This window comes from Evansella sp. AB-P1 (assembly GCF_029688925.1).
Lineage (GTDB): Bacteria > Bacillota > Bacilli > Bacillales > Salisediminibacteriaceae > Evansella.
In genome coordinates this window covers 11,568-27,260 of record NZ_JARUKY010000034.1, presented here as the reverse complement: position 1 = coordinate 27,260, position 15,693 = coordinate 11,568, and the positions used below count along the sequence as shown (strand labels likewise).

The window sequence follows — 15,693 nt, the reverse complement described above, 5'->3', positions numbered from 1 at the left end:
TTTAAAGAAATAATAGAGTGTTTAAAGTAAATTTGAAATAGAATAAACCGGGTAAGAAGCGAGGCACACGGTGACAAAGAAGGTCGAGGAAACGATGGAGAGAGAATCGGAATGGGCTATGCCCATGAGAATCGAACGACGGAAGATGACGAAGAGATTTGCCGGTCAACGTTCGCCGCAGCACGAACAGGGAAGTAAAGCTCGTGCGCCGATGGTAGTTGGGGGTTACCCCTGTGAGAGTAGGACGTCGCTAGGCAAATGAAGAGATTCTCGTTGGAGAGTGTCTTTTTTTGAAAGATAAGAATTTACATATAAGTTTATTCTAACGTTGTCTAGCTCCAGTCGCCATCGGCTCGAGGTCAAATAACCTGGCCGATTAAAAGTATAACATCGCACTTTTTATCGGCCAGAACATTTGCTTGTCTCCGATAGGCGGGGGCCTTGCGCTTTTCTTATTGGTTTAACTAAAAGAATCTAGAAGGTCAGGATTCTTTTATAAGAAGAGATGGTAGTTGCGTTTCCAAGGGCATTCCAGGGCTAATGAATAGGATATTTCTTCTATACGACCGCATTTCAGGATTTAGCATTTTTCCAGTCGTCAGACCGTTTCTAGATGATCGCATTTCCGAATCAACAGTTTTTCGGGTTTCTAGACTAGCTCTAGACGACTGCATATCCTGATTTTGCTCCTTTCCCCGGACCGGATATAGCCCTCATCGTAATTGAAATCACTTCTCCAATCTCCAAAAAAAGGAAACATTGTCTATAAAAATAGCTAAGTACTAACATAACCTATTTCGATTTTAATCTATTTTAACAAATTTGTTTTTGTATGCTACACTCCATTGTAATAAATAACAGGTTCGTTATGATGCTCACGCTTTTCTTATAAGTCCTCTTTTTTAAAAGGTAAAAGGTCCATGCGCCATCACCTTGTGTCAAATAACCTGTCCGTATAAAAAGTAAAAAGCACTTTTTAACGGCCAGAACATTTGCATATCGGTGGGAGACAGGATGTCGATACTATGCCGTTGCCTACAGGACGTAAGCTGTACTTAGGCGGAATTGGGGCGCCTTGCGCTTTTTTTATCAGTTCCACTCATTTAAAAATAGTGACTCCATTAAGTAAGGAGTTTTTTGTTGTACATAGGAAAGAAAGCTTTCAATATAACATAAATCATTAGATGAATAAGAATATAAAACTTCTCCCCACCATTCGGCTTCATAGCGACATATCATACTTAAATTGTATAGTAATAAAAAGTGCGCAAGAATTTCTGGTAATCTCCAGTATAGTGGAAGTATTGCTGGAATATATGTAGTTCCATCTAATGTTTTAAAAAGTGGAAATTGATGTTTATTTTGTTTAGGTAATGAAATTTTCAAAGTGTCTCTGTTTTCAATGCATGTTATATCTGTTTTTGTTTTTTCTTTAACCATTAATTCATAGCGCTTTGGTGAAAAATTAAGCTTTCTTAATAATGTGTTTGAAACAAGGATATTATTTTCTTTATATTCGCATGGTTCTAAAGGAGAATCTTTATTCAATACTTTAAACGTTTCATTCAATTCTGGAATTGCCATTAGTAAATGACTCATTTTATATTTTTCCCCAGTTAATTGTTTAAAATTAAAAAGTTGATTTGATAGGTAAGGGAAAAATCCATCCTTTTGAACTTTTATTTCATCCGATAGGAAACGATACCCTTGTTTTTTCCTTTTTCGTGTTGAAACCCCATGTGCAAGCACTTGGGTAGTTGCTGGATATTCAGGATCTACTGTTAAGAGTGCACCTTTAAGCCAATGACTTATACCATAAAAAAATAAAACAGGTTGAATAGTAATAGGTGCTAATGTTGCTTGCTTAAAGTAAGTATCTCCAAGCTTAATATAATAAACAAAAGAATAGCCATTTTTAAAAGCTAATTCTGTTCCATTCGTTATGCCTTTTTTTTCGTAATTTAGCATCAAGTATTTTTTTACATATTCAACCGACTTAAATACAGTTGTAAAAGTAATATTGCTATTCATAATAATTCCACCTTATGTAGGATTGTTTCAAATAAGAATAATATAAAAGGATTAAAACTAAAGTTTGTAGATTAAAACATATTATTTAGAATGAGATTTTGTTTTATACCTTTCACTTTTAGCCATTGTAAATATATCTCTTGAATTTTTGGAATTGACAAAACATTTACTCTTACCTTGACAGTAGTTTGTCCAATTGATAAGCTACTAATAATATTTTGGGTTATATTTTGAAAGGGGATTGGGTTATCTCATGTGGGAGAATAAATTTGCAAAGGAAGGACTAACATTCGATGACGTTTTGCTAGTTCCAGCAAAATCTGAAGTACTTCCGAATGACGTTAGTGTCAAAACGAAGTTATCAGATTCATTACAATTAAACGTTCCGATTATTAGTGCTGGTATGGATACGGTAACAGAGGCTCAAATGGCAATTGCTATTGCACGTGAAGGTGGATTAGGTATCATTCATAAAAATATGTCTATTGAAGAACAAGCTGAGCAAGTAGATAAAGTAAAACGTTCTGAAAGTGGTGTCATTACTAATCCATTTTATTTATCTGAAGACCACCAAGTTTTTGATGCTGAGCACCTAATGGGAAAATATCGCATTTCTGGTGTACCTATTGCTGATGAAAATTTAAAGCTAGTTGGAATCATAACGAATCGTGATCTTCGTTTTATTAATGATTATTCAATACCAATTAAGGATGTAATGACTAAAGAAGGTCTTGTAACAGCACCAGTTGGTACAACCCTAGATGAGGCTCAGAGTTTATTACAACAATACAAAATTGAAAAGCTTCCCCTTGTAGATGATGATGGTATTTTAAAGGGATTAATTACAATTAAAGATATTGAAAAGGCTATTGAATTCCCTAACTCTGCGAAAGATTCTCAAGGAAGATTAATTGTTGGGGCTGCAGTAGGTGTTGGTGGAGATTCTGACTTAAGAACGAAAGCATTAGTAGAAGCTGGTATTGATGTACTAGTTATTGATACTGCTCACGGGCACTCACAGGGTGTTTTAAACAAAGTAAGAGAAGTTCGTGAACAATACCCAGATCTAGATATAATCGCTGGTAATGTGGCTACAGCTGATGCTACACGAGATCTTATTAAAGCTGGTGCGAATATTATTAAAGTTGGGATTGGTCCTGGTTCTATTTGTACAACTCGAATTGTTGCTGGTATTGGGGTTCCTCAAGTAACAGCTGTATATGATTGTGCAACAGAAGCAAGAAAGCATGGAATACCTGTTATTGCAGATGGCGGAATTAAATATTCAGGAGATATTGTAAAAGCCTTAGCTGCAGGGGCTCATACGGTCATGCTGGGAAGTTTACTGGCAGGTGTTACAGAAAGTCCAGGAGAGAGAGAAATTTTCCAAGGACGACAATTTAAAGTGTATAGAGGTATGGGTTCTCTTGGGGCGATGGAAAAAGGTAGTAAAGATCGTTATTTCCAAGAAGGAAATCAAAAGCTAGTACCAGAAGGTATTGAAGGAAGAATTCCTTATAAAGGACCATTAAAAGACTCTATACATCAGCTTGTAGGCGGTATTCGAGCTGGAATGGGCTATTGTGGTACAGAAACGATAGATAAATTAAGAGAAGAATCTCACTTTATTCGTATTACAAATGCAGGACTAAAAGAGAGCCACCCACACGATGTTCAAATAACGAAAGAAGCTCCAAATTATTCTCTTTAATGGTAAAAATTAATATAATTTTTTTCAATAGATAGGTGTTTATCCTATCTATTTTTTTTGTGTTTTTTATGGTAAAATGACGTTTGATGTTTGTTTGATATCAAAGAAAGTAGAGTAAAAGATTTTATTCTACAGTGATGAAATGTTTTAAGTGGAAGGAGATTTTTTCTAATTAAAATATTAGTCCGTTTATATATATTAATAAGGATTTAATAATGGGAGGATTAATCATGTTAAAAAAACTGGGTTTAATTAGCTTCATATTTACTTTTTCATTTATGAGTATATTTCCTTTTATAAATACAGCTAGCGCTAATATCGATACGATTGCGGAAGGCGCAATTATTGTAGATGCAGAAACAGGGAAAATATTGTACGAAAAAAATATTGACACTCCTTTAATACCAGCGAGTATGGTAAAGATGATGACAGAATACTTAATACTTGAAGCTGTAGAAAATGGAGATATATCCTGGGATCAAATAGTACCAATTAGTTCAGAATTAGCTGCTTTATCTCATGACGAAAATTTATCTAACGTTATGTTAAGAGTGGATGAACAGTATACTGTGAGAGATCTATATGAATCTGTAGCAATATATTCTGCAAATGCGTCAACGATGGCTTTAGGTGAACTTATTGCTGGTTCATACAGTAGATTTATTGAAATGATGAACGAAAAAGGTAAAGAGATAGGTATGGGAACCCTTTTAAGAGAAGAGGGAGAAAAAGTAGGTTTGTCTAATTTGGACGAAATAGCTAGTCGTGGAATTGGGGATTTTCAATTTGTAAACTCTACTGGGCTTAGTAATCATCATTTAGATGGAAATCATCCTGAAGGGACAGGGGAAAATGAAGATAATTACATGTCTGTTAGAGCAACAGCAATTCTTGCTTATCGACTATTAAATGATTACCCTGAAGTATTAGATACACAAAGTATTCCTGATAAATGGTTTAAAGAAGGAACAGAAGATCAAATATTAATGGAAAATTGGAACTGGATGCTTCCTGGATCCATTGAACCGCAGCATGACTATGAATATGTAGACGGTTTAAAAACTGGGTCATTAGGAGCTGGCTTTATTAGCTTTACTGGTACTGGAATTAAAGATGGTCAACGTCTCATTACTGTAGTTATGGGTCTGCAAGAAAGAGCTCAACGGTTTAATGAAACAGAAAGGTTAATGGAATTTGGTTTTAATAATTTTCATAGAGAAGAAATATTTCCTGCTGAAATGGTATTAGAAGGATATGAAACAATTCCTGTAGTAAATGGAACTGAAGATGAGGTTTCTATATCAACAACAGATGCAGTATCAGCGTTAATTTATAGAGGTGAAGAAGAGTCTTATACCTATTCTATACAATTTGATGAAGATTTACTTGATGATGAAGGACGATTAGAAGCTCCAATTGAAGCTAATCAAGTAATTGGAAAAATGATTGTTGAATATACAGGTAGCGGAGAGGAAAAATATTTAGAAGATACTAATCCAAGTTCACGTCAAGTGGATATTGTAACAAATGAAGCTGTTGAAAGAGCTGGTTGGTTCTCTCTTATGATAAGGAATATTGGTGGATTTTTCTCTGGTTTGTGGGGCTCCATAGCTGATACATTCCGAGGATGGTTGTAAAAAGTGTTATCATAAAGTGGAGAGGCTACTCTCCACTTTTTTGCAAATAGATTTGCTTATTTTTAAAATAACATTATAATAACATACAGAATCATTTGTTTTATTTGGCTATTGTAATTTTTTTAAAAAAATTCTGTTTTATTTTCAATTCCTATCGATTTAGTCGTATTTTTAGTTATAATATAGTAGGGAATATTGGAATGAAAGCCAATTGAACATCCAAATATACTAGTTAAAATAAAGGAGTGCAACACAAATGGAAAGACAAACAGGTACAGATCGTGTTAAACGTGGTATGGCGGAAATGCAAAAAGGTGGCGTCATTATGGACGTTGTTAATGCCGAACAAGCAAAAATTGCTGAAGAAGCAGGTGCTGTAGCAGTAATGGCTCTTGAAAGAGTTCCTTCTGATATTCGTGCCGCAGGTGGAGTTGCTCGTATGGCAGATCCAACAATTGTTGAAGAAGTTACAAATGCAGTGACAATACCAGTAATGGCTAAATGTCGTATTGGACATATTGTTGAAGCTCGTGTATTAGAAGCAATGGGTGTAGACTATATTGATGAAAGTGAAGTATTAACTCCTGCTGACGAAGTTTATCATTTAAATAAAAGAGATTATACAGTTCCATTCGTTTGTGGTGCACGTGATTTAGGTGAAGCAGGACGTCGAATTGGGGAAGGTGCTTCCATGATTCGTACAAAAGGTGAACCGGGAACTGGTAATATTGTTGAAGCTGTTCGTCATATGCGTATGATGCAGTCTCAAATTAAAAAAGTAATTGGAATGTCTTCAGATGAATTAATGACTGAAGCTAAAAATTTAGGGGCTCCATATGAATTATTATTAGAAATTCAACGTACAGGTAAATTACCAGTAGTAAACTTTGCTGCAGGGGGAGTTGCTACTCCAGCTGATGCTGCTTTAATGATGCAGTTAGGTGCTGATGGTGTGTTTGTAGGATCAGGTATTTTTAAATCTGACAATCCTGAGAAATTTGCTAGATCTATTGTTGAAGCAACAACTCATTATGAAGACTATGCATTAATTGCAGAGTTATCTAAAAACTTAGGTACTGCAATGAAAGGTATCGAGATTGCAACGATTGAAAAGAAAGATCGTATGCAAGATCGTGGTTGGTAATATTTCTTTTTCCATCTATGGAAGGGAGTGAGGCATCATGATTAACATCGGTGTTCTAGCACTTCAAGGTGCAGTAAGAGAACATGTATTAGCTTTAGAAGCCCATGATGTTAATATTATTATCGTTAAAAAAGTTGATCAATTAGATCAATTAGATGGTTTAGTGTTTCCCGGTGGAGAAAGTACCACAATGAGGAGACTTATTAATAAATATGGTTTTTATCAACCATTGAAGGATTTTGCAGCAAAAGGAAAGCCAATTTTTGGTACATGTGCAGGAGCAATTTTAATGGCAAAGGAATTGGTTGGACAAGTTGAGCCTCACATTGCAGTAATGGATATGAAGGTGGAACGAAATGCCTTTGGTAGACAAAGGGAGAGCTTTGAAGCAACCCTATCTGTAAAAGGTATAGGCGATGACGTACAGGGAGTTTTTATTCGCGCACCGATTATTCAAGAAGTAGGAGAAGGTGTAGAGGTTCTAGCAGAATTTAACGGTGAAATTGTTGCTGCAAAAGAAGGACCATTTTTAGCATGCTCCTATCATCCTGAATTAACTGATGATAATAGAATGCATCAATATTTTGTAAATATGGTACGAAATTGTATCGTACCAGCTTGATTAAATAATTCTTCTTTGGGTATGATAGAATTATAAAAATCAATATAAAAAGCGTTGATGGGAAAAAGTAACAATAGTTGTACTCTTCAGAGAGCCGATGGTTGCTGAAAATCGGTGAGTCACTATCGTGAATCCATCCCTGAGTAAGTAATTGAAAAAAGTAGGTTACTTCGGTTAATCGATCGTTATTCGATACAAGGTGGGAGTGTATTTTTCACTTCAACTAGGGTGGCAACGCGGGTAACTCCCGTCCCTTTATAATAGGGACGGGAGTTTTTTGTGTTTATTGTTAATTACGCTGAAAATACATAATTTTTAAAGGAGGATTAACATGTTAGATATTAAATTACTTCGAAATCATTTTGAAGAAGTAAAGGAAAAGCTTAGTCATCGAAATGAAGATATTTCTGACTTAGATCGATTTGAAGAATTAGATGTAAAAAGAAGAGAATTAATTCAAGAGGTTGAAGAATTAAAGAGTAGGCGAAATACAGTATCCCAAGAAATTTCTCAGTTAAAACGTGAGAAAAAGAATGCAGATGACCTTATTTCAGAAATGAAAGATGTATCTAATAAGGTAAAAGAACTTGATGATGAACTTAGAGTTGTAGATGAACAGCTCAATAAATTATTACTATCTATTCCAAATATTCCCCATGAAAGTGCACCTATAGGAGCAGATGAAGATGAAAATGAAGAAATACGTAGATGGGGAGAAGTTCGAAATTTTGATTTTGAAGAAAAAGCCCATTGGGAGTTAGCTACAAATTTGGGTATTTTAGATTTTGAGAGAGCATCTAAAGTAACAGGAAGTAGATTTGTTTTTTATAAAGGACTTGGTGCGCGTTTAGAAAGAGCATTAATTAACTTTATGATGGATTTACATCAAGATGAACATGAATATGAAGAGGTACTTCCTCCGTACATGGTAAATAGAGATAGCATGACTGGGACTGGTCAGTTACCTAAATTTGAAGAAGATGCATTTAAAATTAGAGAAGAGGAATATTTTTTGATTCCTACTGCTGAAGTTCCTGTAACTAATTTACATCGTGACGAAATCATGAATGGAGAGGATCTTCCTAAGACATACACTGCTTATAGTGCTTGCTTCCGTTCTGAAGCAGGTTCTGCAGGTAGGGATACAAGAGGGTTAATACGTCAACATCAGTTTAATAAAGTGGAGCTTGTACGTTTTGTTAAACCTGAAGAATCATATGATCAGCTAGAGTTATTAACTTCACATGCAGAAAAAGTACTCAAACTTCTAAAACTTCCTTATCGAGTATTAAATATGTGTACTGGAGATTTAGGCTTTACAGCTGCAAAAAAATACGATATTGAAGTATGGATTCCAAGTAATAATACGTACAGAGAAATTTCTTCATGTAGTAATTTTGAGTCTTTCCAAGCAAGACGAGCAAATATTAGATTTAAACGTGATGTTAAGGGAAAAGCGGAATATGTGCACACATTAAATGGATCTGGATTAGCCATTGGTCGAACAGTCGCGGCTATTATTGAAAATTACCAACAAGCTGATGGTTCGATTATCATACCAGAGGTTATTAGACCTTATATGGGTGGTTTAGAAGTAATAAAATAGTTAACAAAGACAACCTTCAAAAATGTAGGTTGTCTTTGTTTGTTTTGAAAAAGGTATATAGCTGAGGTTAAAAAGTCCATTGGGACTAATTACTTCATATTGAATTTGTCTTTTCATGGGTTTAATGGAGAAGTGATAGTTTACTAAAAATCAATTCAAAGTAAAACTATAGTTTTAATTAAAATAATATAAGAAACACTTTAGCGATTTAAAACGTTATTCAAATATAGAATAATTATATAAGTTTTTATAAAAAAGTAAAGTAATCTTGCAACTATTAATAAATGAAATTATAATGAAAAAAAGAGCTATTTTCTTAATTTTCAAAATATATATATAGTGGTAAGATAATCTAACAAAAGAAATTAGTTCCATATTTTAATAAAAATACATTTTAGAGAATATATACTCAACAACCTTCGTAAAAGCGGTTAATTATAATTATACTGCTGGATAAATATTATTTTTATTCAGATAATTCAATGGTTGGAAGTTTTTGATTAGAAATAATTATTAGAAAACTATGTACTTATTAAAAGAACTATGATAAATTATTGTCTATGATAAAGAAAGCTAGTTTTTAATTGAAAAATCTATTAGATTGTTGAATAAATTCTTATACTCATAAATGAATAAATTATCATATTAAATTAAAAGCATTTTTTTAATATATGAATTCAACAATGATTTTTAGAAGATGATGGGGTGAGTAAATGAAAAATCAAGAACAAGCCTTGTTAGAGGTTAAGGGCCTAAAAACATATTTTTATATGGATGATAATAAAGTTGCAAAAGCTGTTGATGACGTAGCATTCACCATTAATAAAGGAGAAACTCTTGCAATTGTTGGTGAATCTGGTAGTGGAAAAAGTATTACCTCATTATCGATAATGAGATTAATTCAATCACCTCCAGGAAAAATTGTTGAAGGATCTATTAGTTTAGAAGGTAAAGATTTATTGAAACTTTCTGAAAGAGAAATGATGAAAGTTCGAGGAAATGATATCGGAATGATATTCCAAGAACCAATGACATCATTAAATCCTGTATTTACAATAGGGAATCAAATTTCTGAGTCTTTGATGAAACATAAAAAAATGAAAAAGAAAGAAGCATATAATAAAGCAATTGATCTACTTAAATTAGTAGGTTTCGCAAGGGCTGAAGAAATTGTAAATGAATATCCACATCAACTCTCTGGTGGTATGCGACAGCGAGCAATGATAGCCATTGCAATGTCCTGTGATCCAAAATTACTAATTGCGGATGAACCAACTACTGCTTTAGATGTAACAATTCAAGCGCAAATACTAGACTTAATGGTTCAAATGAAGGAAAAATTTGAATCTTCTATACTACTAATTACTCATGACCTTGGGGTTGTGGCAGAAGTGTCAGATAGAGTGCTAGTTATGTATGGTGGTCAAGTTGTTGAAGAAGCAACTGTTCATGAACTATTTACGAATCCAAAGCATCCATATACAAATGGATTGTTAGCAAGTATTCCGAATATAGATGCAGATGTAGAACGTCTAGAGTCTATTCCAGGATCCGTTCTTCCTGCACATCGTTTTCCAAAAGGTTGTCGATTTGCACCAAGATGTAAGCATGTGATGGATAAATGTAGAGAGTCAAATCCTGACCTCTTAGAGACGGAAACTAATCATAAAGTCAGATGCTATCTCTATGAGGATTAAGGAGGGGTTTTAGTTGGGCGAAAGAGAGAAGTTACTTGAAGTTAAAAATTTAAAAAAGTACTTTCCCGTTAAAGGCGGCGTTCTACAGCGAACCATTGGACATGTAAAAGCTGTTGACGATGTATCCTTTGAGATTTATAAAGGTGAAACTCTAGGGATTGTAGGAGAGTCAGGATCAGGGAAATCTACACTAGGTAGGACGATTCTTAGATTACTAGACCCTACAGAAGGTCAAGTCATTTTTGAAGGGGATGATATTTCTACCTTAAGTAATCGAAAAATGAGACCATATCGAAAAGATATGCAAATGGTTTTCCAAGATCCATTTGCTTCACTAAATCCAAGGATGAGTGTTGGAGAGATAATTGAAGAGCCAATGATTGTTCAAAATACATTAACTAAAAAAGAACGAAAAGAAAAAGTCGTTGATCTTCTTGCAAAAGTTGGTTTACCAGCAGAAGCTAGGTCAAAATACCCGCATGAATTTTCAGGTGGACAACGACAACGAATTGGTATAGCTAGAGCATTGACATTAAACCCAAAATTAATAATCGGTGATGAGCCTGTATCAGCGTTAGACGTATCAGTACAATCACAAGTATTAAATTTAATGGGAGATCTACAAGATGAATTTGATCTTACGTATTTGTTTATTGCTCATGACTTAAGTGTTGTTAAACATATTAGTGATCGTGTTGGGGTTATGTATTTAGGAAAGATGGCTGAAATTGGACCAAAGGATAAAATCTTTGAAAATCCACTTCACCCATATACTCAGGCTCTTTTATCTGCAGTACCTATTCCTGATATGGAGAGAAAGAGAGAAAAAATTACTCTTAAAGGAGAATTACCAAGTCCATCAAATCCTCCATCAGGTTGTCCTTTCCATACAAGGTGCCCAGAAGCACATGAACGTTGTAAAGTTGAACTACCAGAGTTACTTCATCAAGGAAATGAGCAGTACGTGGCATGCCACTTATATACATCTGAGGAAAAATAGTATAGCTAGAAAATTCACTACGATTTAAGGAGGTGAGGGCGGGAAAGGGTTAACGATTACGTTTTAATTATTATTTTTAGAATTTTCCAACAAACTAAGGGGGTAAATGAACTTATGAAGTCAAGTAAATTATGGCTAGTGCTAGTTTTAGCATTATCATTCATGCTAGTTTTAGCGGCTTGTGGTGATAATAATGAAGAAGCTGGTGGAAACAACGACAATAATAACGAAGAAAATAATGATAATAACAATGATTCTGATTCTACAGAACGTGGAACGATTACTGCAGCGATGTATTCTGCTCCAGGGCATCAGTTCAATCCGTTATTCTATTCTGATGCATATGAAGCAAACATCTTAGATTTCACACATGAAGCACTTGCTAAGTTAGATGAAAACTTAGATTGGGAGCCTTCTCTAGCTGAGAGCTGGGATATCAATGATGATTTTACAGAAATTACATTTACATTAAATGAAGGTGTAACTTGGCATGATGGGGAACCATTTACTGCTGATGATGTTGTATTCACATACAATGTTTTAATGGATGAAGATTATGTTGCAGCAGGTGGAGTTCGTACAAATTATGTTGCTGACCTTGAAACTGTTGAAGCAATCGACCCACTTACTGTTAAATTTACTTATACAGATACAAACATTAATGCTATTTTCGATGCTGCTTTTATCATCGTACCTGAACATATCTTTGGCGATGTTCCAATTTTAGAAATGCCTGATTACTCTGCATCTAGAAATGCTGGCGAAGTAATTGGTACTGGTCCTTTCCAATTAACAAACATGCTTGAAGGTGAACGTTATGAGTTAACTGCTTATGATGACTACTGGCAAGGAGCTCCAGGTTTAGCAGGAATTACTTGGCGTGTAATCGAGCAATCCATCATGCCTGGTCTACTTGAAAATGGCGAAATTGATATGATTGCTGAACCAAATGGTGTACCTGCAGCTGACTTTGACACAGTTGACGCATTAGAGCATATTACAACGTATGTAACACAAGACTTTGGATATCAGTACATGGGCTTTAAGCTACACCACCGTACAACAGAAGATGTTGAAGCTGGTGTAATTGACCCTGATAACTGGATTGAAAACGAAAAAATTGCTGATGTACGTGTTCGACAAGCAATTGTATATGCAATTAACCGTCAAGCACTTGTAGATGGTTTATTACACGGGATGGGAACAGTTTTAAATGCAAACTTCCCAGAAGCGTCTTGGGCATTTGATGAAAGTGCTGTAAACCCATATGACTACAGCCCTGAAACTGCTGAAGAATTATTAGATGAAGCTGGTTATGTAGATGTAACTGGAGATGGATTCCGTGAAGATCCAGACGGAAATGAATGGACTTTAAACTTTGATTACCCAACAGGTAACGCAGTACGTGAACGTTCTGCTCCAATCATTGTTGAAAACTTAGAAGAAGTAGGTATCCGCGTTGACTTACGTAACCCACGTGAAGCTGGTCCTCACTTTGACTTAGTTGAAGAAGACGATCATGATTGGGATATGTACCTTGCTGGATGGAGTTTATCTGCAGCAGATCCTGACCCATCTGCACTATGGTTATCAACTGCACCATATAACTATACTCGTTGGAACGATCCTGTAAGTGATGAGTTAATCCGTGCAGGAATTCAAGCGCCAGAAGCATTTGATCAAGATTACCGTAAGCAAGCGTATTCTGATTGGGCTGCTCATATGTCAGAACAAGTACCACAAGTGTTCTTGTATTCTTCTGACAACATTTATGCTTACAATTCTGCAATTCAAAATGTGAAGCATTACCCTGCAGGAATTTATTCTGATGCACATCTTTGGACTTTAGAACAATAATAAAACAATACTTGTCGTGTTGAGGTAAAAGCAGTGCACGGCCATGGCCGTGCACTTGTTTTATCCTTAAGGAGGAATGTTGAAATGCATAAGTATATAACTCGCCGCATACTTCAATTTATTCCAATGCTTTTTCTCGTAACTGTCCTAGTTTTCGCACTAGCTAAAGCAGCTCCAGGAGATCCGTTAACTGGTGAAAGACTAGACCCAAATATTGACCCTGAAGTGTATGAAATTAGACGAGAAGCACTTGGTTTGAATGACCCTTTACCTGTTCAATATTGGAACTGGTTATCTTCAGTAGCTACAGGTGATTTTGGAAAATCACTACAATATACTGGAAGAACTGTAATGGAATTAATCCAAGCTAGAATTTGGAATACATTTTATCTTTCACTGTTCGCATTAGGGGTTACCTTAGCTATTGCAATCCCAATAGGTATTTATTCTGCGAATAGAAAGTACTCCCTTTTTGATTATGGAGCTACGACCTTTGCCTTTTTAGGTCTGGCAACACCCAACTTTTTTGCAGGGTTGTTAGCGATTTATGTGTTTTCATTGACCTTAGGGTGGTTCCCTGCACAAGGAACAACAACAGCCATGAGCTTAACTGGTTTTGAGCTATTTATTGATAAACTAAGACACCTTGTGCTGCCAGGTTTTACGTTGGGATTAGCCAGTACAGCCGCATATATGAGATACATGCGTACTGAAATATTAGAAGTCAAAGGTAGTGACTTTATACGTACAGCACGTGCCAAAGGACTTAGTAATGAATCAGTACTATATAAACATACGTTAAGAAATGCTCTTATTCCTATAATTACATTATTAGGACTTGAATTTGGAACGTTATTAAGTGGTGCTATAATTACTGAACGTGTCTTTAATTATCCTGGACTAGGAACGTTGTTTTTAAATGCAATACAAAATCGTGACTATCCAGTAATTATGGCAATAAATCTGATTTTAGCGGTAACAATCCTGATAGGAAATCTATTAGCTGATATTTTCTATGCTATTGTAGATCCGCGAATTCGTTACGACTGAGGTGATAACTGATGGAAAGTAATGCACATAGGAATATAGATCCAAATCCAGAATTATCAGATCAACAACCTGAAAAAAGTTTAAGTCCATTTCAGTTGGCCATGCGTCGTTTTTTACGAAATAAACTAGCAATTGTAGGAATATTTATTTTAATATTTTTTGTATTAATAGCTATTTTTGCAGATGTAATTGCAACGCATAGTCCTACTGCAAGTAATATGTATAAAGTAGAGGCAAAGGCTGACAGTGAAAATTGGTTAGGGACAGACAGTTCGGGAAGGGATAACTTCTCTAGACTTGTTCACGGATCAAGAATTTCATTAACTATTGGATTTTTTGCAATGTTATTTACAGTTGTAATTGGAGTAACTTTAGGATCTCTCGCTGGATATTATGGAGGGAAAGTGGATGGATTCATAATGAGAATTACTGACTTAATGCTAATTCTTCCATTCCTGTTACTAGTATTAACGATTATAGCGATTTTAGAAAAAATAAATATTACAATATTTATAACGATTATAGCCTTCACATCATGGCCAACGTTAACTCGACTTATTCGAGCTACGTTCCTTTCATTAAAGGAAAAGGAATATATACTTGGCGCAAGATCAATAGGTGCATCAGACTTTAGAATCATCTTTAAGCATTTCCTACCAAATGCTGTTGGACCCATCATTGTAAATGCAACACTAATGATGGCGACGATGATCATTATCGAATCAGCATTAAGTTTTATTGGATTTGGTATACCACAACCTACTCCAACTTGGGGTAATATGATAACTGAAGGAAACAGTTTAAGAATGCTTCAAAATAACTGGGAAGCTTGGCTTCCACCTGGTTTAGCTATTTTGTTAACTGTATTAGCAATTAACTTTATCGGTGATGGTTTGCGTGATGCTTTTGATCCAAAGAGTAATCAATAAATAAAGATATTAGTTAAACCCATGCGTATAAAAAATACGTATGGGTTTTTTTGTTGTTTTTAAAAAATTTAGTATCTATTAATAAATGTGGTCAATATGCAATAGATAGAATAATTTCCTTATTTTAATTAACAATAAAACTAGGTTAAAGAAGGAAACTTATTTTTTTCTATTAATTATTGAACCCATGCAATAATCAAATGTCTAATAAAACAAGATCTTCCTATAATACAATCCAATGAATAAGTAAATTCATGTGGAATTACACTTTATTGTTATATAAAAATAATAATAATATATAAAATTTAATACTTTAAAATATCTATTTATAACGTTAATTTACTATTGTTAAGGGAAAACTTAAGTACATATATAAATTTTTTGAACAAAATAACTAGTTAAACTATTG

General features: G+C 34.7%; 11 protein-coding genes and 1 other annotated feature. Of the genes, 10 read left to right on the top strand and 1 reads right to left on the bottom strand.

The features are described 5' to 3' along the window. Nucleotides 1-1,089: 1,089 nt before the first annotated feature. The gene (locus QA612_RS22055) at nucleotides 1,090-2,031 is read right to left on the bottom strand and encodes a YaaC family protein (protein WP_278285991.1); all 942 of its coding nucleotides are present in this window, start codon (nucleotides 2,029-2,031) and stop codon (nucleotides 1,090-1,092) included. A 253-nt stretch (nucleotides 2,032-2,284) separates the two neighbouring features. On the opposite strand from QA612_RS22055, the gene guaB reads away from it, so the two are divergent. From guaB to opp4C, 10 genes are all read left to right on the top strand, one after another. Next, nucleotides 2,285-3,742 carry an IMP dehydrogenase gene (gene guaB, locus QA612_RS22050; protein ID WP_278285990.1) on the top strand — a complete coding sequence of 486 codons (1,458 nt, stop codon included), beginning with the start codon at nucleotides 2,285-2,287 and terminating at the stop codon, nucleotides 3,740-3,742. Nucleotides 3,743-3,972: 230 nt separating this feature from the next. Continuing rightward, on the top strand, nucleotides 3,973-5,379 hold the full coding sequence (locus QA612_RS22045) for a D-alanyl-D-alanine carboxypeptidase family protein (protein ID WP_278285989.1): 1,407 nt from the start codon (nucleotides 3,973-3,975) through the stop codon (nucleotides 5,377-5,379). A 256-nt stretch (nucleotides 5,380-5,635) separates the two neighbouring features. Then, nucleotides 5,636-6,523 (top strand): pyridoxal 5'-phosphate synthase lyase subunit PdxS, encoded by an 888-nt coding sequence (pdxS, locus tag QA612_RS22040; protein ID WP_278285988.1) that lies wholly within the window; start codon nucleotides 5,636-5,638, stop codon nucleotides 6,521-6,523. A 37-nt stretch (nucleotides 6,524-6,560) separates the two neighbouring features. Beyond that, nucleotides 6,561-7,145: a pyridoxal 5'-phosphate synthase glutaminase subunit PdxT gene (gene pdxT, locus QA612_RS22035; protein ID WP_278285987.1), complete on the top strand. Its 585-nt coding sequence runs from the start codon at nucleotides 6,561-6,563 to the stop codon at nucleotides 7,143-7,145. A gap of 45 nt (nucleotides 7,146-7,190) precedes the next feature. After that, nucleotides 7,191-7,403 (top strand) — a binding site (T-box leader). A gap of 73 nt (nucleotides 7,404-7,476) precedes the next feature. Continuing rightward, nucleotides 7,477-8,751, top strand: coding sequence for a serine--tRNA ligase (gene serS / locus QA612_RS22030; protein WP_278285986.1), 1,275 nt, complete (start codon nucleotides 7,477-7,479; stop codon nucleotides 8,749-8,751). Nucleotides 8,752-9,464: 713 nt separating this feature from the next. Continuing rightward, nucleotides 9,465-10,448 carry an ABC transporter ATP-binding protein gene (locus tag QA612_RS22025; RefSeq protein WP_278285985.1) on the top strand — a complete coding sequence of 328 codons (984 nt, stop codon included), beginning with the start codon at nucleotides 9,465-9,467 and terminating at the stop codon, nucleotides 10,446-10,448. A 13-nt stretch (nucleotides 10,449-10,461) separates the two neighbouring features. After that, nucleotides 10,462-11,448, top strand: coding sequence for an ABC transporter ATP-binding protein (locus tag QA612_RS22020; protein ID WP_278285984.1), 987 nt, complete (start codon nucleotides 10,462-10,464; stop codon nucleotides 11,446-11,448). A gap of 114 nt (nucleotides 11,449-11,562) precedes the next feature. Beyond that, the gene (locus QA612_RS22015) at nucleotides 11,563-13,305 is read left to right on the top strand and encodes an ABC transporter substrate-binding protein (protein WP_278285983.1); all 1,743 of its coding nucleotides are present in this window, start codon (nucleotides 11,563-11,565) and stop codon (nucleotides 13,303-13,305) included. 84 nt (nucleotides 13,306-13,389) lie between these two features. Beyond that, nucleotides 13,390-14,355: an ABC transporter permease gene (locus QA612_RS22010; RefSeq protein ID WP_278285982.1), complete on the top strand. Its 966-nt coding sequence runs from the start codon at nucleotides 13,390-13,392 to the stop codon at nucleotides 14,353-14,355. Between the two features lie 11 nt (nucleotides 14,356-14,366). Further along, the gene (gene opp4C, locus QA612_RS22005; protein ID WP_278285981.1) at nucleotides 14,367-15,284 is read left to right on the top strand and encodes an oligopeptide ABC transporter permease; all 918 of its coding nucleotides are present in this window, start codon (nucleotides 14,367-14,369) and stop codon (nucleotides 15,282-15,284) included. Nucleotides 15,285-15,693: the final 409 nt, after the last annotated feature.